Source organism: Streptomyces sp. NPDC004031 (assembly GCF_053604375.1).
This window is the reverse complement of the sequence record NZ_JBSGHL010000013.1, coordinates 41,560-65,525: the sequence shown is the minus strand read 5'-3', so window position 1 is coordinate 65,525 and position 23,966 is coordinate 41,560. Positions and strand designations below refer to the sequence as shown.

The following is a 23,966-nucleotide window of genomic DNA, read 5'->3' as shown; positions in this document are numbered from 1 at the left end:
GGTGGAAGCCCGGGGCCCCACGGCCACCGACGGCGAAGGGACGCGGGCGTGACCGAGGCGACGGGCGACCTGGTCTGGTACGTGGCGTACGGCTCCAACATGTGCGCCGCGCGGCTGCGCCACTACCTCGCGGGCGGCCGCCCGCCCGGCGCCTCCCGCACCTACCCGGGTGCGCGCGACCCGCGCATGCCCGCACGCTCGCGCCCCGTGGAACTCCCGGGCGCCCTCTACTTCGCCACGCACTCCCCCGTCTGGCACGGCGGCCGCGCCTTCTACGACCCCGACGCCCCCGGTACGGCGTGGGCCCGCGCCCATCTGCTCACCGTCGCCCAGCTCTCCGACATCGCCGCCCAGGAGATGTACACCCCGCCCGGCCGCGACCTCGACCTCGTACCCGTCCTCACCACCGGCCGCCACACCCTCGGCCCCGGCCGCTACGAGACCCTTGTCCGCCCCGGCACACTCGACGGCCACCCGCTGCTCACCTTCACCGCTCCCTGGCACCTCGACGACGTCCCGCCCGTTCCGCCCTCCGCCCCCTACCTGCGCGCCATCGCCGCCGGACTGCGCGAGACCGGCCACACCCCCGAGGCCGTCGCCCGCTACCTCGCCACCCGCCCCGGCGCCGCAGGCCACTGGACCCCCGCGCAGATGGCCCGCCTCCTCGCCGCACCGGGTGGCAGCATGCCCCTGTGAACAGCCGACAGGACGTGACGGTGATACGGGCCTGCGCGCGGGGAGGGCCGGGTCAGACCGGCGGCAGCCCCACCGCCGTCGTGGCCGAACGCGACGTCGCGGGGGCGAGCGACGCGGACCGCGCCGCCGTCGCCCCCGCCACAGGCGTCTCCCACACCGTCTTCGTCGACCCCACCCCCGACGGCGCCCACCTGCGCTTCTTCACCGCCGAGGGCGAACTTCCCGCCTGCGGCCACGGCACGGTGGCCGCCCTGGCATATCTCGCCGCACACGCCGACGGCCCCTTCACCGGGCAGCTCCGGGCAGGCGGCACGGCCTTCACCGGCCGGGCAGCACGCGACGGGACCGGCTACCGCGCCGCCTTCCGCACCCGCCGGATCGACCTGCGCGCGGCCACGCCGGACGAGACGGCCGCCGTACGGGACGCCCTCGGGGCCGGCCACCCCACCGCCGCCGTCATCGCCGCACTCGGCCGCGCCCGCATGCTGCTCCCCGTGCCCGGCCGCACCGAACTGCACGCCCTCGCCCCCGACCCCGCACGGCTGCGCGCCGCCTGCGACCGGCTCGGCCTGCTCGGCGTCTACGCCCACACCCCGCCCGACACGGCCGGGCGGCTCGCCGCGCGCATGTTCGCGCCCTCCATCGGAGTGCCCGAGGACATCGCGAACGCCAACAGCACCGCCTGTCTCGCCGCCCACCTCGCGGGCCACGGCGTCCCCCGCATCGCCGCCGACATGGGCGACACCCTCGGCGCCCCCGCCACGATCACCGCCACCGCCGAACCCGGCCACCGCCACGTCCACGTCGGCGGCCACGCCGTCCTCGCGCCCGGGGCCGTTGTCGGACCCTCCCCCTATCGTGATCAACATGAGTGAGAACGTGACCCTCGCGGCCTGGTCCGAGGACGACTTCCAGCTGCTGGAGCGGACGAACGCCCCGGAGATGACGGACCACCTCGGCGGCCCCGAGACCCCGGACGCCCTGGCAGCCCGCCACCGCCGCTACCTCGACCTGGCCAAGGGCGGCATGTTCCGGATCGTGACGGCCGACGGCCAGACGGCCGGCTCGATCGGCTTCTGGGAACGCGAATGGCGCGGCGGCCCCGTCTGGGAGACCGGCTGGAGCGTCCTCCCCGAATTCCAGGGGCGCGGCATAGCCGCCGCGGCCGCCCGGGAGATCATCCGCACCGCCCGCGACACCGACGGCAACCGCTACCTCCACGCCTTCCCGAGCGTCGACCACCCCGCGTCGAACGGCGTGTGCCGCAAAGCCGGTTTCGAACTCCTCGAAGAGGTCTCCTTCGAATACCCCAAGGGCACATGGATGACCTGCAACGACTGGCGCACCGACCTCCAGTCCCACTAGGCGCCTCCCCGGTGGGGGCTGAGCGCGCAGGTCCCCGCACCCCCCACCGGCAGGCAGCCGCTGAACCGGCCTGGAGGGGGACGGTGCGGGGTGCCCCCGCAGGAATGCGCTGGGAGGAGCTCCCGAACACCTCAAGAGGGCGAAGGCGCATTCCGAGGAGGTGCCCCGTGGCGGCCCCCGACCCACCCACCGGCGCGCCGCGCAAAGGGGCGCGTGGGGGCACCTCCCAGGCGAAGCTCTGGGGGAGAACTGCGCGACCAGCCCCCCACCCACCGCAAGGTCGCGCGACGGACCGCAACCACCCACCCCGGAGCGCCCCCCACACAACAGAACGCAGCGAATTCTCAGAGGATTCACAGATTCGACCAAGGCAGCTTTCATAGGCGCCCCACAGGCTGAACGCATGACGACGACACCCCCCGCTCCCGCCGCGCACGGCGCCGCGGCCGGTGGTGGCGCGCTGCGCGCCGCCAGGAGCTCCGTGAGCCACAGCGCGGCCACCACCACCGCCGGCCCCTCCGCCGCCGCCGCGGATCTCGCGCGGCCGGACGGCTCTCCCGTCCGGGTCCTGGTCGTGGACGACGAGGCCCCGCTGGCCGATCTGCTGTCGATGGCCCTGCGCTACGAGGGCTGGAAGGTGCGCACCGAGTGCGACGGCGCGAGTGCGCTGCGCGCCGCGCGCGAGGACCGGCCCGACGCGGTCGTGCTCGACGTGATGCTGCCGGACATGGACGGCTTGCAGGTGCTTGCGCGGCTGCGCCGCGAGACCCCGGACGTGCCGGTGCTCTTCCTGACGGCGAAGGACGCCGTCGAGGACCGGATCGCGGGCCTGACGGCGGGCGGCGACGACTACGTCACGAAGCCGTTCAGCCTGGAGGAGGTCGTCGCGCGGCTGCGCGGCCTGCTGCGCCGTTCGGGCGCCGCGGCCGTCCGCAACGAGTCGCTGCTGACCGTCGGTGACCTGGTCCTCAACGAGGACAGCCATGAGGTCAGCCGGGGCGGCGACAACATCCACCTCACGGCGACGGAGTTCGAGCTGCTGCGTTACCTGATGCGCAATCCGCGCCGGGTGCTGAGCAAGGCGCAGATCCTCGACCGCGTGTGGTCGTACGACTTCGGCGGGCAGGCGAACGTCGTCGAGCTCTACATCTCCTACCTGCGGCGCAAGATCGACGTCGGGCGCGCGCCGATGATCCACACCCGGCGCGGTGCGGGCTATCTGATCAAGCCAGGGGAGCCCGCGTGACCTTGCCGCGCCCCGGCAGGTTCGGCACCCGTACGGCCCAGGCCCAGGCCCAGGCCCAGGCCCAGGCACAGGCACAGGTCCAGGCCCAGGCACAGGCACAGGCCCAAGCCCAGGCGCAGCCGCATCCGCGGCCACGCCCGCGGATCTGGACGCGCTCGCGTCCCCGTGCGCGGTGGTCGCTGCGGCGGCGGCTGGTCGCGTCGTGCGTGGCGCTCGTCGCCGTCGTGTGCACGGTGATCGGCGCGGTCACGATCTTCGCGCTGCACGACTTCCTGTACGGCCAGCTCGACGGCAAGGTGCACGACCTGGCCGTCCGGGCGTCCGGCCCGCACGGCGGCCCCGGCGGCCCCCTCCCGGGCACGAACGGCGCGAACGGCGCGAACGGCGCCGACACCGGTAACGCCCCGCGCGGGGACCGCACCCCCGGCGGCGCCGCCGACACCGTACGGCTCGGCTTCCTCATCGGCGGCGGCCAGCCGCGCGAGACGGTCGGCGCGGTCGTGACCTCGTCCGGCGCGGTCGCGCAGGCCCAGGTGAGCGCGACGGACGCCGAGGACACCTCCGGCTCGTCCGGCGGCGCCCTGATCGCTGCCCCGCTGACGTCCGCGCAGGCCGCGGTCTTCGCCGACGTGCCGCGCGACGGCGACCCGCACACCCTCGACGTCCCCGGCCTCGGCGGCTACCGGGTGGAGTCCGCGCAGCCCGGCACGGACGGCAGCACGGTGCTGGTGGGGCTGTCCACCAAGGGCACCGAGGACACCTTGTCGACCCTGATGTGGGTCGAGGTCTCGGTGTCGGCGGCCGGTCTGGTCGCCGCGGGCCTGGCGGGCGCGGCGCTGATGCGGATCGCCCTGCACCCGCTGCGCCGGGTCGCCGCGACCGCGACAAGGGTGTCGGAGCTGCCGCTGGACCGCGGTGAGGTCGCCCTGCACGAGCGGGTCCCGGAGTCCGACACCGATCCGCGTACCGAGGTCGGCCAGGTCGGCGCGGCGCTCAACCGCATGCTCGGGCACGTCGCGTCCGCGCTGCACGCGCGGCAGGCGAGCGAGACCCGTGTGCGGCGCTTCGTCGCCGACGCCAGCCACGAGCTGCGCACCCCGCTCGCCTCGATCCGCGGCTACGCGGAGCTGACCCGGCGCGGCCGGGAGCCGGTGGGCCCGGACACCCGGCACGCGCTGGGCCGTATCGAGTCCGAGGCGTCCCGGATGACGACCCTGGTCGAGGATCTGCTGCTGCTCGCGCGGCTGGACGCCGGGCGCCCGCTGGACCCCGTGCCGACGGACCTGTCCCCGCTGGTCGTGGACGCCGTGAGCGACGCCCGCGCCGCCGGCGGCGAGCATCTGTGGCGGCTCGACCTGCCTGACGACCCGGCCGTGGTCGACGGCGACCCGCAGCGGCTGCACCAGGTGCTCACCAACCTGCTGGCCAACGCCCGCACCCATACCCCGCCGGGCACCACCGTGACCGCCCGCGTCACCCCGCTGCCCGGCGGCGGGGTACGCCTCCAGGTCGAGGACGACGGGCCCGGTGTTCCGGCCGAGCTCCAGCCGGTCGTCTTCGAGCGCTTCGCCCGCGGCGACGCCTCCCGCACCCGCACCCGCACTCCGCGCAGCGGCGGCAGTACGGGCCTGGGCCTGGCGATCGTGCAGTCCGTGGTGGCCGCGCACGGCGGCAGCGTGGACCTCGCGAGCGTGCCCGGACGGACCGTCTTCAGTGTCACACTGCCCTCTTCGCACTCACAGGTCACCCCCAGCCTCAGCACAACGTCGTGACAGGGCCCGAGCCGAGCCTCGGGGTATGCGAACCACACTCGGCAACCTGCCTCCCCGGCAGCACCTGCCGGTCGCGGACGCGGCGCCCGCCGAGGGCGTGAGCGGAGCGGCCGCCGTCCCGGTGCTGGACGTCGTGATCCCGGTCCACAACGAGGAGAACGACCTCGGTCCCTGCGTGCGCCGCCTGCACGCCCACCTGTCGGAGACCTTCCCGTACCCCTTCCGCATCACCGTCGCGGACAACGCCAGCAGCGACCTGACCCCGCTGGTCGCCGCGGAACTCGCCGCGCAGCTGCCCGAGGTCACGTCCTTCCGGCTGGAGCAGAAGGGCCGCGGGCGCGCCCTGCGCACCGTCTGGACCGCGTCCGACGCGCCCGTGCTGGCGTACATGGACGTCGATCTGTCCACCGACCTCAACGCGCTGCTGCCGCTCGTCGCCCCGCTCATCTCCGGGCACTCCGACCTCGCGATCGGCTCCCGCCTCGCCCGCTCCTCGCGTGTCGTGCGCGGCGCCAAGCGGGAGTTCATCTCCCGCGCCTACAACATGATCCTGCGCGGCTCGCTCGCCGCCCGCTTCTCCGACGCCCAGTGCGGCTTCAAGGCGATCCGCGGCGACGTCGCGCAGCGGCTGCTGCCGATGGTCGAGGACACCGGCTGGTTCTTCGACACCGAGATGCTCGTCCTCGCCGAGCGCGCGGGCCTGCGCATCCACGAGGTGCCCGTCGACTGGGTCGACGACCCCGACAGCAGCGTGGACATCGTCCGCACCGCGCTCGACGACCTGCGTGGCGTCTGGCGCGTCGGCCGCGCGCTGGCCACCGGCCACCTCGCCCTGGACCGGCTGCGCCGCCCCTTCGGCGACGACCCGCGCGACCGCGACCTGTCCGGCGTGCCCGTCGGACTGGCCCGCCAGCTCGTCGGCTTCTGCGTCGTCGGCGTCCTCAGCACCCTGGTCTACCTCGCGCTCTTCTCCCTCTTCCGGCTCGGCACGGGCTCGCAGGGCGCCAACGCGCTCGCCCTGCTGCTGTCCGCGCTCGGCAACACCGCCGCCAACCGCCGCCTCACCTTCGGCGTACGCGGCCGCGACCGCGCGATGCGGCACCAGGCGCAGGGGCTCGTCGTCTTCGCGATCGGCCTCGCGCTGACCAGCGGTTCGCTCGCCGCGCTGCACACGGCGACGGACGCGCCCTCGCACGGCAGCGAACTCGCCGTCCTCGTCGCGGCCAACCTCGCGGCGACGGTCCTGCGCTTCCTCCTCTTCCGCGCCTGGGTCTTCCCCGACCCGGCAGCCCCCGCGGCCGCCGCCGCACCCACCCCGTACGACGCGACACCCGCAGCGCACCCGTACGACCCCGCGCCCGACACCACCTCCTACGGCATCGCGGACGGCGTTCACGCGCCGGACCGCGGGGCCCCGAACCCCTCCGAGAGGAGTCCGCGATGACCGCGACGACCGGCTTCCCCCACGCGCCGACCGCCGCCCGACCGTCCACCGCGCAGGACCGCGCGGCGCGCCTGGCCCGCCGGATGTGGCGCGGCCGGGCCGCCGACCCGGCGTGGGCCCGCCCCGCGCTGCTCGCGCTCCTGCTCGGCACCCTCGTGCTCTACCTGTACGACCTGGGCGCCTCCGGCTACGCCAACTCCTTCTACTCCGCCGCCGTCCAGGCCGGCAGCCAGAGCTGGAAGGCCTTCTTCTTCGGCTCCTCCGACGCGGCGAACGCCATCACCGTCGACAAGCCGCCCGCCGCGCTGTGGCCGATGGCGCTGTCCGTACGGCTCTTCGGCCTCGGCTCGTGGCAGATCCTGGTGCCCGAGGCCCTCATGGGCGTCGGCACCGTGGCGCTGCTGAACGCCGCCGTACGCCGCCGGTTCGGCGCGGGCGCGGGCCTGCTGGCCGGGGCGCTGCTGGCGCTCACCCCGGTCGCCGCGCTGATGTTCCGCTTCAACAACCCCGACGCGCTGCTCGCGCTGCTCATGGTCGCCACGATCTACTGCGTGCAGCGCGCGCTGGAGCACGCGAGCACCCGGTGGCTGCTGGCCGCGGGCGGACTGCTCGGGCTCGCCTTCCTCACGAAGACCCTCCAGGCCTGGCTGATCGTGCCCGCGCTCACCCTCGTCTACGCCGTGTGCGCGCCCGCGCGGCTGCCGCGCCGGCTGCTGCAACTGCTCGCCGCGGGCGCCGCGATGGTCGTCGCGGGCGGCTGGTGGGTCGCGATCGTCGAACTGTGGCCCGCGTCCTCCCGCCCCTACATCGGCGGCTCGCAGGACAACAGCTTCCTGTCGCTGACCTTCGGCTACAACGGCTTCGGCCGCATCACCGGCAACGAGACCGGCAGCGTCGGCGGGGGCGGCGGAGGCCGCGGACCCGGCGGCGGGGGCGGTGGCGGCGGCGGCATGTGGGGCCAGACCGGTATCGGGCGGCTCTTCAGCTCCGACATGGGCGGCCAGATCGCGTGGCTGCTCCCCGCGGCCTTCGCACTGCTGCTCGCGGGCCTGTGGCTCACCCGGCGCGCCCGCCGCACCGACCTGATCCGCACGGACCTGATGCTGTGGGGCGGTTCGCTGCTCGTCACCTTCGTGACGTTCAGCTTCATGTCCGGGATCTTCCACCAGTACTACAACATCGCGCTGGCCCCCTACATCGCCGCGGTGTGCGCGATGGGCGGCACGCTGCTGTGGCGGCGCCGCGACGCGCTCCCCGCCGCGGCGGGCCTCGGCGCGGTCGTCGCCGGGACGGGCGCGGTCGCGTACGTGCTGCTCGACCGCTCCCCGGACTGGCACCCGTGGCTGCGCGCCGCGGTCCTGGGTGCGGGCGTCCTCGCCGCGGTCGCGCTCGTCGCGCTGCCGTACGTGCGGAGCGCGGGCGTGGCCGCCGCCGCGGCCGTCCTCGGCCTCGTCGCCGTCCTCGGCGGACCCGTGGCGTACACCCTCGACACGGTGGCGACCCCGCACGAGGGCTCCATCGTGACCGCCGGCCCCGCGGTCGCCTCCGGCGGCTTCCCGGGCGGTGGCGGTGGCGGCGGCCGTGGCGGCATGCCGGGTGGGCCCGGCGGGCAGACCGGCGGGCAGGGCTTCCCCGGCGGCCGGACCGGCCAGAACGGTGGCCAGGGCTTCCCCGGCGGCCAGCAGGGTCAGCAGGGCCAGGGCTTCCCGGGCGGCCAGAACGGCTTCCCCGGCGGCCAGGGCGGACTCCCGCAGGGCGCGGGCGAGGGCGGCTTCCCCGGCGGCGGCGGGGGCGGAGCCGGGGGCGGCGGCATGGGCGGCCTGCTCAACGGCACGCAGGTCAGCGCCGCGATGACGTCCCTGCTCAAGGCGAACGCGGGCCACTACACGTGGGTCGCCGCCGCGGTCGGCTCGCAGAACCAGGCGAGCTACCAGCTCGCGACCGGCAAGCCCGTGATGTCCATCGGCGGCTTCAACGGCAGCGACCCGTCTCCGACGCTGGCCCAGTTCAAGAAGTACGTCGCCGAGGGCCGCATCCACTACTTCATCGGTGGGGGCGGTACGGGCGGCGGGAGCATGGGCGGCTCCGCCGCCGCGTCCGACATCGCTTCGTGGGTCGCGTCCACGTTCACCGCGAAGACGGTGGGCTCGACGACGGTGTACGACCTCACGTCGTAGCGCGCCCCGCCCACGGGGGCGTACCCGGCGCGAGCGTTACGCGAGCCGCGCCGGGAAGCCCCCCGTGGCCACGGGGGACCACCGTTCCGGGGTGACGCGGATCAGGGACTTGCCCTGGCGGACCATCGCTTCGCGATACTCCGCCCAGTCGGGGTGCTCCCCGCTGATGTTGCGGAAGTACTCGACGAGCGGCTCGACGGAGTCGGGCACGTCCAGGACCTCGGCGGTGCCGTCCACCTGGACCCAGGGGCCGTCCCACTCGTCGGACAGGATGATGACGCTCACCCGGGGGTCGCGCCGGACGTTGCGGGTCTTGGCGCGTTCGGGGTAGGTCGAGACGACGATGCGGCCGGAGTCGTCGACACCGGCCGTGAGGGGGGAGCCCTGGGGGCGGCCGTCCGCGCGGGTGGTGAGGAGAATCGCCCGGTGCCGGGGGCGTACGAAGTCGAGGAGCTCTTCCCGCGAGACCGCGGTGTTGGTGGCGATGTTGGGGGCCATGCCCAGCACCTTACGTCGCTGCTCCCACGCCCGCCGGGCGTGGGAGCCGGGGATCCCGGCGGGCGGCGTCGGCCGTCCCCTGCCTCGGCCGCCGCCGGGACCCGTCACCCGTACCTCCGTGGCCTGGACCTCTCCGCTGCGGGCTCAGGACGGGTGGACGGGGGTTCATCGGTCGGGCGCGGAGCGCCCTGGGTGCTCAGTCGTCGACGCTCTGCAGACCGCTGCGGGTCTTGAGCGCGACCTCCTTGACGAAGATGACGAGCAGGAAGGACAGCAGGGCGAAGGGCGCCGCGTAGAGGAAGACGTCGCCGATGCCGTGCCCGTAGGCGCTCTCCACGACGCCGCGGACCGGCTTGGGGAGCAGGGCGACGTCGGGGATGCCGCCGCTGTCGCCGGAGCTGGGCTTGGCGTGGATGGCGGCGAGGCCGTCGCTCACGAAGTGCGTGACGCGGTTGCCGAGGACGGCGCCGAGCGCGCTGACACCGATGGCGCCGCCGAGGGAGCGGAAGAAGGTCACCAGGGAGCTGGCGGCGCCGAGGTCCGCGGTGGTGACCTGGTTCTGCACGGCGAGGACCAGGTTCTGCATCATCATGCCGACGCCGAGGCCCAGCAGCGCCATGTAGACGCCGACCTCCCAGTAGGGGGTGTCGTAGCGGATCAGGCCGAGCATGCCGGAGCCCGCGGTGAGCAGCAGGCCGCCGGAGACGAGGAAGATCTTCCAGCGTCCGGTGCGGGTGATGATCTGGCCGGTCACCGTGGAGGAGATGAACAGGCCGGCGATCAGCGGGATGGTCATGATGCCGGACATGGTCGGGGTCTCACCGCGGGCGAGCTGGAAGTACTGGCTCAGGAAGACCGTGCCGGCGAACATCGCGACGCCCACGAAGAGGCTGGCCAGCGAGGTGAGGGTGATGGTGGCGTTGCGGAAGAGCCGCAGCGGCACGATGGGCTCGGCGGCGCGCGACTCGGTGTGGACGAAGAGCGCGCCGAGCAGGATCGCGACGGGCACCATCACGAAGGTCTGCCAGGACATCCAGGCGTAGTTCTGGCCGGCCAGCGACACCCAGATCATCAGCAGCGACACGGCCGCGGTGATGAAGAAGGCGCCGGTCCAGTCGATCTTCACCTGGCGCTTGACGACGGGCAGGTGCAGCGTCTTCTGCAGCACGATCAGCGCGATGATCGCGAAGGGCACGCCGACGTAGAAGCACCAGCGCCAGCCGAGCGCCGAGTCGACGATGACACCGCCGATGAGCGGGCCGCCGACGGTGGCGACGGCGAAGGTCGCGCCGAGGTAGCCGCTGTAGCGGCCGCGCTCGCGCGGCGAGATCATCGCGGCGAGGATCACCTGGGTCAGCGCGGACAGACCGCCGGCGCCGATGCCCTGGACGAGGCGGCAGCCGATGAGCATGCCGGGGCTGGTGGAGAAGCCGGCCACGACCGAGCCGAGCACGTAGATCACCAGCGAGAGCTGGATGAGCAGCTTCTTGCTGAAGAGGTCGGAGAGCTTGCCCCAGATCGGCGTCGTGGCGGTGACGGCGAGCAGTGAGGCGGTGACGACCCAGGTGTACGCGCTCTGGCCGCCGCCGATGTCGGAGAGGATGCGCGGCAGCGCGTTGGAGACGATGGTGGACGACAGGATCGCCACGAAGAGCCCCAGCAGCAGGCCGGAGAGCGCCTCCATGATCTGCCGGTGGGACATGGCCGCCCCGTCCGGGGAGCCCGGCGGGGCGGTGTGAGCTGAGGATCCGGTCGTACCGGAGTTGCCGGGGAGCTGCTTGTTGCTCCGTGTCGACGGGGTCGCCATCAGGCCTCCACTTAATTGCCTGAAGCAACCATACGACGAAATGGTTGTATTGGACAAACGCTGTGGGGGAGCTGTGGCGCACACCACGTGCGCGTATTGCGCAGATGGGGGGCCTGCGGGGGGTGCGGCGGCCGGAGCCGACACGCTAGGGTCAGGCGGCATGTCGAGTAGCCAGCAAAGCCCTGAGAACAACTACGACCCGGCCGGCTCCACGCAGATGTTCCGGGCCTTCGTGGACGAGCAGCCGCAGGCCGTCGAGGTGCAGCGGGCGCAGGCCCGTCCCCGGGTCGGTCTGATCGTCGGCATCGTCGTCGCGGTGGTCGTCATCGTCGGAGTGGTCGTACTCGCCCTGAAGTAGCCCGCGGTCCTCGGTCGCCTCGGCACTCCAGCAGAGGGGCCCGACCACTCCGTCCCGTCACGCCTCGGCCGTGAGGCCCTCGCGCAGCTGCGCCAGCGTCCTCGTCAGCAGCCGGGAGACGTGCATCTGCGAGATGCCCACCTCCTCGCCGATCTGCGACTGCGTCATGTTCGCGAAGAACCGCAGCATGATGATCTGCCGCTCGCGCGGCGGCAGTTGCGCCAGCAGCGGCTTGAGCGACTCGCGGTACTCGACGCCTTCGAGTGCCGCGTCCTCGTAGCCGAGCCGGTCGGCGAGCGAGCCCTCGCTGCCGTCGTCCTCGGGCGGCGGGGAGTCCAGCGAGCTGGCCGTGTAGGCGTTGCCGACGGCGAGGCCGTCCACCACGTCCTCCTCGGACACGCCGAGGCAGGCCGCCAGCTCGCCCACGGTCGGGGAGCGGTCCAGCCGCTGGGAGAGCTCGTCGCTCGCCTTGGTGAGCGCCAGGCGCAGTTCCTGGAGCCGCCGCGGCACCCGTACCGACCACGAGGTGTCGCGGAAGAAGCGCTTGACCTCGCCGACGATCGTCGGCATCGCGAAGGTCGGGAACTCGACCCCGCGCTCGCAGTCGAAGCGGTCGATGGCTTTGATCAGGCCGATGGTGCCGACCTGGACGATGTCCTCCATGGGCTCGTTGCGGCTGCGGAAGCGCGCCGCCGCGTACCGCACGAGCGGGAGGTTCAGCTCGATGAGCGTGTCGCGTACGTAGGTGCGTTCCGGGCTGTCCTGCGGCACTTCCGCGAGGCGCAGGAAGAGCGAGCGGGACAGCGTACGGGTGTCGATGGCCTCGCCGTGATGAAGAGCATCGTGCGGTGCTGCGTCGGAGTCGAGCACCTTGGGACTGCCCACCTGTACGGACATGCCACCCCCTTGAGGTCGCGGACGGGTGTCGCGAGCGACGTCTTCCGGTTGTTCCTCCACTGGAATACCGGCTGAGCGCGCGCGACAAACGCGGTATCCGCAGAATGTCACATGTCGGCAACACGCTGTAGCGCCATGTCGACATATCTGTGCAGGTGACTTAATCCTCTTCGGTTAGGGTTCGAGCTGGTTTGCGGACCGCAGCCGCGCGAAGCTCCGCGACAGCAGCCGGGACACGTGCATCTGGGAAACCCCCAGCTCAGCGCTGATCTGCGACTGCGTCAGGTTGCCGAAGTAGCGCAGCAGCAGGATCCGCCGCTCGCGCTCGGGGAGCTGCACCAGCAGATGCCGCACCAGATCGCGGTGCTCGACGCCCGACAGGGCCGGGTCCTCGTAGCCGAGCCGGTCCAGCAGCCCGGGGGCGCCGTCGCCCTCCTGGGCGGCCTCCAGGGACGTCGCGTGGTACGCCCGGCCGGCCTCCAGGCACGCGAGCACCTCCTCCTCCGACAGCCCCAGCCGCTCGGCGATCTCGGCGGTGGTGGGCGACCTGCCGTGCAGCACGGTCAGATCCTCGATCGCACCGCTGACCTGCACCCACAGCTCGTGCAGCCGGCGCGGTACGTGCACGGTCCGCACGTTGTCACGGAAGTAACGTTTGATCTCCCCCACCACGGTCGGCATCGCGAAGGTCGGGAACTGCACCCCGCGGTCCGGGTCGAAGCGGTCGATCGCGTTGATGAGCCCGATGGTGCCGACCTGGACGACGTCCTCCATCGGCTCGTTGCGGCTGCGGAAGCGCGCGGCCGCGTACCGCACGAGCGGCAGGTTGACCTCGATGAGCGCCGCGCGCACCCGGGCGTGTTCGGACGTGCCCGGTTCAAGTGTGCGGATCTGTTCGAACAGCACCTGTGTGAGGGCCCGTGCGTCCGCCGCGCCGGCGCTGGGGGTGCGTGTCCTGCCGCGGGGATAGGAGGTCGACGCGGTCGCCGCAGTCGACGCCGTACGGGCCGGCACCGGCACGTCCCACACCCCTCTTCGGTTCTTCGGGTCACTCATCCGGCAAAAGCGGTCATAGCATCACAATTCATGTGTGGGGGTTCAAGCACCGCATAGTGCCGTGTTGTACGACCGGGGCCCCGCCCCCGCCCGCCGGACACGGCGGAGCCCCCCACCGTGACGGCAGGGGGCTCGGGGACCGCTCCGCGCCGCGGCCGGGGCGGCCGCGGGGGCGACGGGTCAGAACTCGTAGTCGGCAATCACCCAGGTGGCGAATTCCGTCCAGGGCGCGACCGCGGCCTGGTGCGCCGGGTGTTCGATGTAGCGGCGCAGCGCATCGGTGTCCGCGACCGAGGAGTTGATCGCGAAGTCGTACGCGATGGGCCGGTCGGAGACGTTCCAGCCGGTCTCCCACGACGCGACCTCGGGCACCAGCGCGCCCAGCTCGGCGAACGCCCGCGCGCCCGCCACCACCCGCGGCTCGTCCCGCGAGACGCCCTCGTTGAGCTTGAACAGGACCAGATGCCGGATCATGCCACCCTCGCTCGACTCGTCAGTTGGCCAAGTCGTGCATGAACTTCCCGATGCTCTTGGCCGCGTTCGATATTCCGACGAAGCCTACTTGGACCAGGTCGGCCGCCCGTGCGGGCTGGTTGATGATCGTGTAGAGCACGAAGATCACCAGCACGTACGTGGCGATCTTCCTCGCCTGCGCCATGCGCCTTGCCCTCCCCAGCCGCAGCCCCGCACCAACGGTCACAAGTGTGCAATCCGCAGAGTCTATCCGTCAGATGGCGCAAGAAGGCGTCCGCCGGACCTTTGATCCGATGAACGCCATGCCCGGTGATCCGGCCCCGGAAACGCCGAACGCCCGCCGACTCACGGGGAGTCTGCGGGCGATCGCTGCGCGCTGTACGCGCGGGAAGCGGTAGCGGTGGGATTTGAACCCACGGAGGAGTTGCCCCCTCACACGCTTTCGAGGCGTGCTCCTTAGGCCGCTCGGACACGCTACCGAGAGAGAGCTTAGCCCACGGCGGGCGTGCGCAGAAATCCGTTAGCGGTCCAGCGGGCGGCCGGAGCGGAAGAAGGCGGTCAGCAGGGCCGCGGCGGGCTCGGGCAGGACGCCGGCGATCACCTCGGGGCGGTGGTTGAGGCGCCGGTCGCGCAGCAGGTCCCACAGCGAGCCCGCCGCGCCCGCCTTGGCGTCGGCGGCCGCGTAGACGACCCGGTCGACGCGGGACTGCACCAGGGCCCCCGCGCACATCGCGCACGGCTCCAGCGTGACCAGCAGCGTGCAGCCGGTCAGCCGCCACTCGCCCACCGCGGCGGCGGCCCGGCGCACGGCCAGCACCTCCGCGTGCGCGGTCGGGTCACCGGTCGCCTCGCGCTCGTTGCGGGCGCGCGCCAGCACCGTCGTACCGTCCGCGGCCAGCACGACCGCGCCCACCGGGACGTCGCCGGTGAGCGGGGCCAGCTCCGCCTCCGCCAGGGCCAGCCGCATGGCGGCCGCCCAGGGGTCGCGTACGGGGTCGCGCACGCCGTCGTGCGGCCCCGCGGCGTCCCCCGGCGGCCGGCCGGGTGGCTGTACCGGTGGCTGCCCGGGTGGCTGGCCCGGTGGAGGGGAGGAGGGTGCGGGTGGGTGCGGTGGGTGTGCTGTCAGCGGACCGCCTCCAGAACCTCGCCGCAGCCCAGGGCCTCGGCGATCTCACCCAGCGCCTCGCCGGTGAGCGCGCCGTCGCCGCTGAGTGCCAGCAGCTCCTTGCGGCTCATCCCGAGGTCCGCCAGCAGATCGGTCTCGCCGAGCGGGCCGGCGGGCACGTGGTCCTCGGAGAGGCCCGCGACGGACCCCTCCTCGTCCTCGTCCCCGTCGCCGTCCTCGGTGCCGTCGAGGTCGACGAGCCCGTCGAGGTCCTCCGGGTCGCGGCCCAGCACCTCGTCGGTGAGCAGGATCTCCCCGTACGAGCTGCGGGCGGCTGCCGCCGCGTCGGACACGTAGATCCTCGGGTCGTCCTCACCGTCCACGCGGACGACGCCGAACCAGGCGTCCTCCTGCTCGATGAAGACCAGAACCGTTTCGTCCTCGTCGCCGGCCGCGCGGGCCAGATCGCTCAGGTCGGCGAGGGTTTCCACATTGTCGAGATCGGGTTCGCTCGCTTGCCAACCGTCCTCGGTGCGCGCGAGCAGTGCGGCGAAGTACACCGTGACTCTCCCACAGGTCTCAGGCCGTCCGGACCGGGTGGGGCCGCCGCCGACATCTCTCGGCATTCCACGGTCCCGCCCATCGGCATCGTGGCAGAAACCGGGGCGTTGCGAAGGGTCTTCGGCACTGCGACGTGCCAGGTCTTCGTCACTTCTGCGGGATTCCCGGGCCGCGTACCGCCATTGCGGGGGTCCGGCGGTCACCCGAGCGCCACCAAGCGGTCACACTCCGCGCGCGCCGCGATCGTCCGCGGACACCCGCGGACCCGTCCCGGGCCCTCACCACCGGAACGTGCGCATCCGCATCTGCTGCCGCAGCCGCGCCGCCCGCGCCCGGCGCGGCTGCACCCGGTCCCGCAGCTCGCGCGCCTCGTCCAGTTCCCGCAGGAAGGAGGCGCGCTTGCGGCGCCGCTCCTGCTCGCCCCCGGCCTCGCTCCCGGTCCCGTCGCCGTTCCGGTCCGCCATGGCGCCACCGTCCCTGGGTCGCTTCACCCGGGTGACGCGCCCGGGTGTACAGACCCACTTTCCCCCGTTCGGGCGGTTTACCCCACCGGCGGCGCAGGAGCCGGGGGTGAAGCGGGGCTGGCAGGACCCCGGGGAGCTGCGGTTACAGTCGTCCTCATGCGTCTCCACGTTGTCGACCACCCGCTGGTCGCGCACAAGCTCACCACCCTGCGCGACGAGCGCACCGACTCCCCGACCTTCCGGCGGCTCGCCGACGAGCTGGTCACCCTGCTCGCCTACGAGGCGACGCGCGACGTCCGGACCGAGCAGGTCGACATCCGTACGCCCGTCGCCGCCACCACCGGGGTGCGGCTGTCCCACCCGCGCCCCATGGTCGTGCCCATCCTGCGCGCCGGGCTCGGCATGCTCGACGGCATGATGCGGCTGCTGCCGACCGCCGAGGTCGGCTTCCTCGGCATGGTGCGCGACGAGCACACGCTGGAGGCCAAGACCTACGCCACCCGCATGCCCGAATCCCTCTCCGGCCGCCAGGTCTACGTCGTGGACCCCATGCTCGCCACGGGCGGCACCCTCGTCGCCGCGATCAACCTGCTCATCGAGATGGGCGCCGACGACGTCACCGCGCTGTGCCTGCTGGCCGCCCCCGAGGGCGTCGAGACGATGGAGGCCGCGCTTGCGGGCAAGCCCGTCACGGTGGTGACCGCCGCGGTCGACGACCACCTCAACGACCAGGGCTTCATCGTTCCCGGCCTCGGCGATGCGGGTGACCGCCTCTACGGCGCGGTCAGCTAGCCGCTGGGGCTTTCAGGGGCCGCACTTGCCCCGCGGAGCACCCGTTTCTCAGCCTGCGGCTGGGCTGCGGGGTTCCCGTTTTTCAGGCCGCGCGTGCCGCGCCGGGCACCCGTTTTTCAGGGGCGCGGGGAACTGCGCGAGCAACCCACCACCGGCCGGTGGTCCGGATCGGACCGAAGAGACTCTTTGGGTCGGTATCCGACCCGCGCCCCGGTGGGGGCTTGTCGCGCAGTTCCCCGCGCCCCTAAAAACGCTCGCCCGGCAACGCAGCTGTGCCCTAAAAACGCGTGCCCGGCAGCGCAGCCGTGCGCTGAAAACGCTCGCCCGGCAGCGCAGCCGGGGCCAAGGGCGCTCACCCCGCGCGGCAGCGCGAGAGGCTTAGTGCCCGGCGCCGGCCGACCGCTTCGGTGCGGGAGAGGCCGAGGCGGAAGCACCGCACGCGGTGCCCGGCGGCGGGGGGTTCGCCGCCACCACGCGGGCCTTGGCCGCATCCGCCGGGCTCGCCATCGCGGTGTACGCGTTGCCGATCATGACGTCGATGTTCTTGTCCTTGCGCGCCGGATCGATCTTCACGGACGAGCCGGCGATCTGCGTGCCCGCCTCGCGGGCCGCCGCCTCCGCCGCCGGACCGGCGACGATGAGCGCCGTCTGGGTGACCTTCTTGTCGTACGGCGCCGAGGCGTTCCCGAACGACTTGACCTTGAAGCCGCGCTTGGCGAACTCGTCGGCGGTGGTCTTGGCCAGGCCGCCCCGTGTGGTGGCGTTGTAGACGTTCATCGTCACGGCGGCCGGCTGCGGCAGCACCATGGGCTTGAGTACGGGCGCGGGGCTCGCGGTGCACGGGTGGCTCTGCGGGGCCGCGTTCGCCTTGGTGTCGCCGTCGTCGCCCTTGAAGACGTCGAAGAGCTGGAGCGCGCCGTAGCCGAGCAGGCCCAGCACGACGACCGACGCGATGACCACGGCCACGATGCGGCCGCGCCGCTTGGGCCGCCGCATCCGCGGATACTGGTCCCCGGTGATTCGGTATTTACCGCCCATCCCGGAGGGCGTCAGCATGCTCATGAGCGCAGCGTAAGCGGATTGTCAGTCCATCTCCAGGACCCGGGCATGCAGCACTTGACGCTGCTGGAGAGCGGCGCGTACGGCTCGGTGGAGGCCGTCTTCGAGATAGAGATCACCCTGCCATTTGACGACATGTGCGAACAGGTCGCCATAGAAGGTGGAGTCCTCGGCGAGGAGCGTCTCCAGGTCGAGCTGGCCCTTGGTCGTCACCAACTGGTCCAGCCGCACAGGTCGGGGTGCGACGTCCGCCCAGTCACGCGTACTCACCCGGCCGTGGTCCGGGTACGGCCGAGAGCTTCCGATGCGCTTGAAGATCACACGGAAAGCCTACCGGTCCGGCTTGTGCGGGCGCAGCACCCTGGGCTTCCTGCCCTGTGTCAAGCCCTGGGGTGCACATACCGGGCGGGCGTTAGGCCGTCGCGGCGTACAGCAGCGCGCGGGTCGCCGGACGGGTGTCGGCGGAGGGCGGCCAGACGAGGCGGAGCCGCAGCGCGGGGAGCGGCAGCGGGAGGGTGGTGAGGGTGCCGGCGGCCAGGTCGGCGGTGACCGCGAAGGCGGGCAGCAGCGCGACGCCCACCCCCTGCCGGGCCCAGGCCCGCATGACGGCGACGCTCCCGGCCTGCACCCGCTCGACGCCGGGCCCGAAGATGCGGGCCCCGGCGAGGGCGAAGGAGCAGGTGGAGGCGTTGTTGACCAGGAGCCGCCCGCCGTCGAGGTCGGCCGGTGCGAGGCCCGGCGCGGTGGCCAGCGGGTGGCCGGGGGCGGCGACCAGGACCAGCGGGACGGGGTCGAGGTCGAGGAAGTCCAGCTCGGGGCCGGGCGGCACCGCGAAGCCGAGGTCGCCGAGGGCCTGCCCGGTGTCGAGCAGCAGCGCGGCGTCCAGCTCCCCGGTGCGTACGGCGGCGAGCAGCGCGTCCCGCGAGGCCTCGGCGCGCACCTCCACGGCGAGGCCGGGGCGGCGGGCGGCGAGCCGCTCCAGGATCCCGGGCACCAGCTCGGCGGCGATGGACTCCAGCGCCCCCAGCCGGACGACCGCGGTCTGCCGGGCGGCGGCGTCCGCGGCGACGACCTCGTGCCGGGCCCGTTCCGCCTGCTCCAGCAGCCGCCGGGCCCACCCCACCAGCTCGGCCCCCGCCGCGGTGGTCCGCATCCCCCGCGCCCCCCGCTCGAAGAGCCGCACCCCGAGGTCCCCCTCCAGCGTCCGCACGGCCTGCGACACGGACGAGGGCGCCATCCCCAGCAGCACGGCCGCCTCGGTGACACTCCCGGCCCGCACGACGGCCTCGAAGCTCCTCAACTGCCGCAGCTCCATCGGCTCCGCCCCCTGTCCCCGTGACCTGCCGTTCCCCGGCCACGGTACCGGCGGGGGCCGGTCACCCGTTCGGGGTGAACCAGTCCGCGGCCTCGTTGGTGAGGCCCAGGGCGCGGGCCAGGTTCGCCGTCTCGCGCAGCTGCATGCGCAGTCGCAGGGCCACGGCCACGAGAGCGGAGAGGGAGATCTCCTCGGGAGGGGGCGGTTCGGCCGCGCCGGGCAGGGGGGCGAGGGCGGGGGGTACCGGTCCGTCCCCGTGACCGGCCTCGCGCAGCCAGGCGTCGAGTTTCCGTTCCGCCCGGACGTCCCGCTCGAAGTCCTCGTCGGGCGGCGCGACGTCGTAGCCCAGGTCCGTGAGGCCGCGGGTGATCTCGGAGCGGGAGCGGCCGGTGTGGGCGGCCACGGCGTAGATCTGCGGCGGGGTGATCGTGTCGTAGATGTCGGGGTCGGGGGTGCGGTAGTCGGTGAGGACGGTCAGGTCGTCCGTCGTCAGCTGTGCGAGGGCGGCGGGGCCGACGGCGACGGGCATCCCGACCCGGGTCACACAGACCGCGATGTCGGCCGCCGAGCAGTCGGTGCGCAGTGCCGCCTCGGCGAGGCTGATCGCGGAGATCTTCTTCCCGTGCGGGGCCCATCTCTGCGGGTACATGCCCGCGCGCAGGAGGAGTGTGTGGTCCTCCGCGCAGCGCTCGCACGACGTGACGGCGCTCTCCGGGTCGATCCGGAAGCCGAGTTCGGCGAGGCGCTGTGCGGCCCAGGCCGTGGAGCGGCCGGTTCCCTGGGCGGCGGCGAACACGTGGGGGGCGGGGACCGGTGCGTCCGGACCGGGCACCCGGTTCTCGCGGACGAGGAGCGCGCGGTCGTCGTCGTCCAGGTCGTCCGGGTAGGTGCCGGCCGGGGGCAGGACGAAGCCCCAGGTGTGCAGCCGGCGGGCGAGGGCGGGTACGGGGAGTCCGGTGAGCGCGGCCGTGTTGAGCAGTTGCGGCACCGACACGGTGTCGGGGGCGGACTGCCCGGGGTGGTCGCCCCGCCCCTCCCAGAGGTAGATGAGGACGGCCCGGTCCTCGGCCGACCAGCCGGAGCACCGCTCGAAGTCGTCGGTGACGTCGAATCCCAGCTCGCGAAGGCGCTTCGCCGCGGCCTCGGACGGGACGTCGGCGTTGAGGGCGCTGAGGCTGATCTGCGCGGCGGACACCGCGGAGCCGGGCCGCTCCCCGGGGTTGGCCGGGTTCAGCGTGTGGAGCAGGTGGTAGTCGTCCGTCCCGGCGTCCTCGGCCCCGGCCAGCGGCGCGGTGCGGTAGCCCAGCTCCCCCATGCGCCGGGCGATGTCTCCGGCGCGCATCCCGGTGGTCCATACGTTCAGCAGCATCGTGCGCGCCGGTACGGGGTCGTGGGGCCGCAGCCAGTGCGGGAGGTGGGGGAGGCCGAGGATCCCAGTGCGGCGCAGATACGGCGACGGGCGGGCGTCCTGGTAGTCGTTGCCCTGCGGACCGCGCAGCCACTGGTCCAGGTTGTGCTGCCAGAAGGCCGCGTGCTGCCAGTTGGTGACCAGCAGGTTCAGGTCCGACGGCCGGGCGGGAGAGGCACCGCCGGGGCGGGGCGCGTGCTGCCTGTCGTCGGCCGGGACGGCGCCGAGCAGCGTGGCGAGGCGCCAGCGCAGGATCGGCTCCGGGATCTGCCGTGCGTAGGCGGCTGCGTAGCGGCGCTGGTCGGCGGGGCGCCGTTCGGGGGTGAGCGCGGGCAGCAGCAGGCCGTCCGGCGGGAAGACGCCGACGTCGTCGAGCGGGGCCTTGCGGCCGTTCACCGGCCAGGGGAGGTTCCTGCCGCGGGCGGCGGCGACGATCGCGTCGGCCAGCGGCAGTGACACCGACCCGACCCGTCCCAGCCAGGAGGGGTTCAGCAGGGCGAGGCCGCCACCGTCGACGAGGCTCCGCGCCACCGCCACCGCGCGTATCTCCAGGGGCCGCCGCCGGAAGTTCTGGAACGTCGCGCGGTCGACGCTGAGTTGCGGACGGTGCCGCCCGTGGAGGTTGACGACGATGCCGTGCGGCATCGGCTCGGGTCCGCGGGAGGCGTCCGCGAACAGACCGTCCGACAGCGCCACACCCCGTCCGCCGATCCACCACAGGTCCGGGTCGGCGGAGCGGAAGACGCCGCCGCCCGGGTCGCGGAAGTCCGGGTTCTCGTACCAGTGCCGTTCCACCGCCCGCTCCGACAGTTCGCCCGGTTCCCATTCCAGGCGGCGGGAGGCGTGCACGGCGGTCGTGCGGTACTGCGCGACCCACAGCACCTCCTCCAGGGTGTCCACGCACGAGACCTGGCCCGCCGCGCGGGACAGCAGCAGCCGCACCGATGTGCCGGTCTCGTCGCCCTCGCCGACGTCCTCGATGCGGAAGAGGTTGCCGGGGCCCGCGATCGTGACCTTCAGGCGGCGGCCGGGGCGGCCGTCGCGGCTCATCCGGCAGGTGTGGACGACGATCTCGTCGGCGAGCATGAAGTAGCTCAGCACGCCGATGCCGAAACGGCTGTTGGGGAACAGCTCGATCTTCGGGTCGAGGGCGGACCAGGCGGCCTGCTCCTCGACGTATTCGGGGAGGTCGACGAAGCGGGCGCCGCCCTGGGCGAAGGTGCGGCTCAGTTCGTGGACGCCCATGCCGATGCCGTTGTCCCGGCATTCGAGGTAGGGGCGGCCCGCGTCGTCCACGCCCTGCCGGAAGGTGATCTCGCCGGTCCAGGGGGGCAGGCGGCGGCCGGAGTTGGTACGCGTCAGGTACTGGGTGCGGGCGTCGCGGTAGCGGACCGCGTCCAGGGCGTTCTGGTACAGCTCGCGGACGGCGAGCTTGCGGTTGCCGTACAGGGATTCGCCCATCAGCAGCTCCTGGACGCGGTCCTCGGCGAGCTGGAAGCGGATGCCGTCGGACAGGTGCGCGGGGGTGTTGCCGGTCAGCCGGACGAGGTCGGCGTCGGCGAAGGGCGGCAGGGCGCGCAGCGGGACGAGGGCGGGGGCGCGGTTGATGTCGCGCAGCAGGGCGTCGGTGCGGTGGGCGTGCTCGCGCAGGGCGATCTGCACGGCAGGGTGGTGGCAGGCGGCGTTGAGGGAGCGGCCGACGCCCGAGGCGTGCCACTCGCAGGCGCGCAGCGTGGCGAGGAGGTCGGGCAGGCCGACGTTGTCGGAGATGCCGAGGTGCTCGACGACGATCTCGGGCAGGTCGGCGGGGGAGACGGCCAGCGCGTGCGCGGCCTTGGCGAGCGCGAGGACGAGGTCGTGGCGCACCTCGTGCTCGTCGCCGGTGCTGGCCGCGATCACGTCGCGCGGCTCCTGGGCGCCTTCCGGGACGACGGCGAAGGGCGCGGTGAGCCGGGCCTGGAGGAAGCGGGCGAAGCGGTCGGCGGACAGGGCGCCGTCGATCCAGTCGGGGCGGTCGGGGTCTTCCGGTGTCCGCGGCGGTGCGAGCAGCGTCTTGAGGGACTGGGCGCCGTAGACGTCGGGTTGCAGGGCGAGCCAGCGGTGGAAGAGCCACCAGCGGATGCCGGCGGCGTCGGCCGCGCGCTCGTGCGTCCGGTCCAGCGTGCGCAGCCGCCGGACGAGGCGGGGGTGGGTGCGCACGAAGTCCTCGAAGCGGACGCGTTCGGGGCCGGTCGCGCCCTCGGCGAGCAGATGCGCGCGGGCCGCGGTCTCCGTCACCCGGAACGCCTCGGCGACGAGCGGCAGCAGGACGGCGAGCGCGGCCTCGGTCGGCGAGAAGGTGCTGGTGCGCTCCATCCGGCCGATGAGGAAGTGCATGCGCTTCTGCGCGCGCAGGGCGAACTCCGCGTCGTGCCAGGGGTCCTCGGCCAGTGCGCCGGAGGCGTCCTCGAAGCTGCGGGCCAGTTGCGCCGCGAGTGCGGCGCACGCGGCCTTGACCGCTTCCCTGGCCGGGCCGGGGGCCGTGCGCTCCCACGCCGAGTGACCGGCGACCAGGCCGAGCCAGGGGTGCGCGCGCGGCTGCCGGGCGGGGCCGGGCAGCAGCGCGAAGGCGGCCCGGTCGGTGTCGGAGGCGACCCGGATCCGCTGCGGGGTACGGGGTTTGCCGTACGCGACGTGCAGGTCGTCGATCCGCGACTGTACGCGCCGGGCGAACTCCGCGAGGTCCATGGCGTGTTCGGATCCGGCGACGACGTCGGCGACCGCCCGCGAGAACAGGCTGAAGGAGTCGCCCGTACGGCCCGCCGCCGCGTGGTCCGCCGCCCGGTCCGACGTCCGCACGTAGCGGGCCACTTCGGCGGGGGAGCACGCGTAGACGTGGGCGGCCTTGCGGCGCAGCGCGGCGGCGATCTTCGGGGTGCTCCATCCGCGCACGCCCGCCGGGGACTTGGTGTCCCGTTCGAAGCCCTCCCGGCAGGCGTCGATCAGGAAGACGACCTGGGCGGCGGGCGAGTTCTCCAGCTCCCTGCGCCAGTCGATCTGCACGCAGCAGTCGGCGAAGGGCTCGATGGCGAAGCTGGCGTCCTCCGGGATCAGGTAGTCGGCGCCCTCGAAGTGCTGGCCGTGCCCGCTGAGCAGGACGAGCAGGCAGTCGCCGCGGTCGGCCTCCCGCAGGAAGCGGCTGACCCGCGCGTTCACCGCGGTGCGGGTGATGCCGCGGGCCGATTCGAGGATCTCGGCGGAGGCGAAGCCGCGGTCGGACAGCACGGTCTGCAGCAGCGTCAGGTCGTCGCGGACGAAGGGCAGTGCGGAGATCGCCGGGTCGTCGTACTCGCTCGCCCCGATCAGCAGCGCCTTGTAGGCCACCGGTTGCCCCTCCCGCCCCGCCGCCGTCGTACGCGGCGCGTCAACTCTAGGGCGCGGCGCCGCTGTTCAGCGGTCAAAGGCCGGAGGAGCGGACGAACCGGTGACTTCC

Annotated in this window: 22 protein-coding genes and 1 tRNA gene; 9 read left to right on the top strand and 14 right to left on the bottom strand. The window is 73.4% G+C overall.

Annotated elements, in window-relative coordinates:
• Positions 1 to 99 precede the first annotated feature (99 nt).
• From ACWERV_RS10950 to ACWERV_RS10920, 7 genes are all read left to right on the top strand, one after another.
• On the top strand, positions 100 to 696 hold the full coding sequence (locus ACWERV_RS10950) for a histone deacetylase (protein WP_452931566.1): 597 nt from the start codon (positions 100 to 102) through the stop codon (positions 694 to 696).
• A complete protein-coding gene (locus ACWERV_RS10945) occupies positions 693 to 1,571 on the top strand; it encodes a PhzF family phenazine biosynthesis protein (protein ID WP_452931379.1) in 879 nt (292 codons plus the stop codon). The genes ACWERV_RS10950 and ACWERV_RS10945 overlap by 4 nt, the downstream gene beginning before the upstream one ends.
• A complete protein-coding gene (locus tag ACWERV_RS10940) occupies positions 1,564 to 2,061 on the top strand; it encodes a GNAT family N-acetyltransferase (RefSeq protein ID WP_452931376.1) in 498 nt (165 codons plus the stop codon). The genes ACWERV_RS10945 and ACWERV_RS10940 overlap by 8 nt, the downstream gene beginning before the upstream one ends.
• A gap of 403 nt (positions 2,062 to 2,464) precedes the next feature.
• Positions 2,465 to 3,307: a response regulator transcription factor gene (locus ACWERV_RS10935; protein WP_452931373.1), complete on the top strand. Its 843-nt coding sequence runs from the start codon at positions 2,465 to 2,467 to the stop codon at positions 3,305 to 3,307.
• 143 nt (positions 3,308 to 3,450) lie between these two features.
• Entirely contained in the window at positions 3,451 to 5,079 is a 1,629-nt protein-coding gene (locus tag ACWERV_RS10930) for a HAMP domain-containing sensor histidine kinase (RefSeq protein ID WP_452931564.1), read from the top strand.
• Positions 5,080 to 5,104: 25 nt separating this feature from the next.
• On the top strand, positions 5,105 to 6,523 hold the full coding sequence (locus tag ACWERV_RS10925) for a glycosyltransferase (protein WP_452931370.1): 1,419 nt from the start codon (positions 5,105 to 5,107) through the stop codon (positions 6,521 to 6,523).
• On the top strand, positions 6,520 to 8,700 hold the full coding sequence (locus ACWERV_RS10920) for a glycosyltransferase family 39 protein (RefSeq protein WP_452931369.1): 2,181 nt from the start codon (positions 6,520 to 6,522) through the stop codon (positions 8,698 to 8,700). The genes ACWERV_RS10925 and ACWERV_RS10920 overlap by 4 nt, the downstream gene beginning before the upstream one ends.
• A 36-nt stretch (positions 8,701 to 8,736) precedes the next feature.
• On the opposite strand, the gene ACWERV_RS10915 is transcribed toward ACWERV_RS10920, so the two are convergent.
• Positions 8,737 to 9,198, bottom strand: a complete 462-nt coding sequence (locus ACWERV_RS10915) for a PPOX class F420-dependent oxidoreductase (protein ID WP_452931366.1) — start codon at positions 9,196 to 9,198, stop codon at positions 8,737 to 8,739.
• Positions 9,199 to 9,394: 196 nt separating this feature from the next.
• Positions 9,395 to 11,005, bottom strand: a complete 1,611-nt coding sequence (locus tag ACWERV_RS10910) for an MDR family MFS transporter (protein WP_452931364.1) — start codon at positions 11,003 to 11,005, stop codon at positions 9,395 to 9,397.
• 160 nt (positions 11,006 to 11,165) lie between these two features.
• Here ACWERV_RS10910 and ACWERV_RS10905 point away from each other — a divergent pair, with 160 nt between their 5' ends.
• Positions 11,166 to 11,363, top strand: coding sequence for a hypothetical protein (locus tag ACWERV_RS10905; RefSeq protein WP_398175334.1), 198 nt, complete (start codon positions 11,166 to 11,168; stop codon positions 11,361 to 11,363).
• A 57-nt stretch (positions 11,364 to 11,420) separates the two neighbouring features.
• Here ACWERV_RS10905 and ACWERV_RS10900 read toward each other — a convergent pair whose 3' ends face one another.
• The 8 genes from ACWERV_RS10900 to ACWERV_RS10865 form a co-directional block, all read right to left on the bottom strand.
• The gene (locus ACWERV_RS10900; RefSeq protein WP_031512534.1) at positions 11,421 to 12,260 is read right to left on the bottom strand and encodes an RNA polymerase sigma factor SigF; all 840 of its coding nucleotides are present in this window, start codon (positions 12,258 to 12,260) and stop codon (positions 11,421 to 11,423) included.
• A 174-nt stretch (positions 12,261 to 12,434) separates the two neighbouring features.
• Positions 12,435 to 13,316, bottom strand: a complete 882-nt coding sequence (locus ACWERV_RS10895; protein ID WP_452931360.1) for an RNA polymerase sigma factor SigF — start codon at positions 13,314 to 13,316, stop codon at positions 12,435 to 12,437.
• A 180-nt stretch (positions 13,317 to 13,496) separates the two neighbouring features.
• Positions 13,497 to 13,790 (bottom strand): Dabb family protein, encoded by a 294-nt coding sequence (locus tag ACWERV_RS10890; RefSeq protein ID WP_398175338.1) that lies wholly within the window; start codon positions 13,788 to 13,790, stop codon positions 13,497 to 13,499.
• 19 nt (positions 13,791 to 13,809) lie between these two features.
• Positions 13,810 to 13,974 (bottom strand): hypothetical protein, encoded by a 165-nt coding sequence (locus ACWERV_RS10885; protein WP_398175340.1) that lies wholly within the window; start codon positions 13,972 to 13,974, stop codon positions 13,810 to 13,812.
• Between the two features lie 208 nt (positions 13,975 to 14,182).
• A tRNA-Ser gene (locus tag ACWERV_RS10880) sits at positions 14,183 to 14,269 on the bottom strand.
• A 41-nt stretch (positions 14,270 to 14,310) separates the two neighbouring features.
• Entirely contained in the window at positions 14,311 to 14,757 is a 447-nt protein-coding gene (locus ACWERV_RS10875) for a nucleoside deaminase (protein ID WP_452931562.1), read from the bottom strand.
• A gap of 155 nt (positions 14,758 to 14,912) precedes the next feature.
• The gene (locus ACWERV_RS10870; protein WP_398175342.1) at positions 14,913 to 15,455 is read right to left on the bottom strand and encodes a tRNA adenosine deaminase-associated protein; all 543 of its coding nucleotides are present in this window, start codon (positions 15,453 to 15,455) and stop codon (positions 14,913 to 14,915) included.
• Between the two features lie 279 nt (positions 15,456 to 15,734).
• Positions 15,735 to 15,920: a hypothetical protein gene (locus ACWERV_RS10865; protein ID WP_398175344.1), complete on the bottom strand. Its 186-nt coding sequence runs from the start codon at positions 15,918 to 15,920 to the stop codon at positions 15,735 to 15,737.
• 156 nt (positions 15,921 to 16,076) lie between these two features.
• Here ACWERV_RS10865 and upp point away from each other — a divergent pair, with 156 nt between their 5' ends.
• Complete coding sequence (gene upp / locus ACWERV_RS10860; RefSeq protein WP_398175346.1) at positions 16,077 to 16,712, top strand: uracil phosphoribosyltransferase; 636 nt, start codon at positions 16,077 to 16,079, stop codon at positions 16,710 to 16,712.
• A gap of 378 nt (positions 16,713 to 17,090) precedes the next feature.
• Here the strand turns inward: upp and ACWERV_RS10855 are convergent, their stop codons facing one another.
• From ACWERV_RS10855 to ACWERV_RS10840, 4 genes are all read right to left on the bottom strand, one after another.
• Positions 17,091 to 17,774: a LytR C-terminal domain-containing protein gene (locus tag ACWERV_RS10855; RefSeq protein WP_452931357.1), complete on the bottom strand. Its 684-nt coding sequence runs from the start codon at positions 17,772 to 17,774 to the stop codon at positions 17,091 to 17,093.
• A 21-nt stretch (positions 17,775 to 17,795) separates the two neighbouring features.
• Positions 17,796 to 18,092: a type II toxin-antitoxin system VapB family antitoxin gene (locus tag ACWERV_RS10850; protein ID WP_398175350.1), complete on the bottom strand. Its 297-nt coding sequence runs from the start codon at positions 18,090 to 18,092 to the stop codon at positions 17,796 to 17,798.
• Between the two features lie 91 nt (positions 18,093 to 18,183).
• Entirely contained in the window at positions 18,184 to 19,086 is a 903-nt protein-coding gene (locus ACWERV_RS10845; RefSeq protein WP_452931355.1) for a LysR family transcriptional regulator, read from the bottom strand.
• Between the two features lie 61 nt (positions 19,087 to 19,147).
• Complete coding sequence (locus ACWERV_RS10840) at positions 19,148 to 23,857, bottom strand: wHTH domain-containing protein (protein WP_452931353.1); 4,710 nt, start codon at positions 23,855 to 23,857, stop codon at positions 19,148 to 19,150.
• Positions 23,858 to 23,966: the final 109 nt, after the last annotated feature.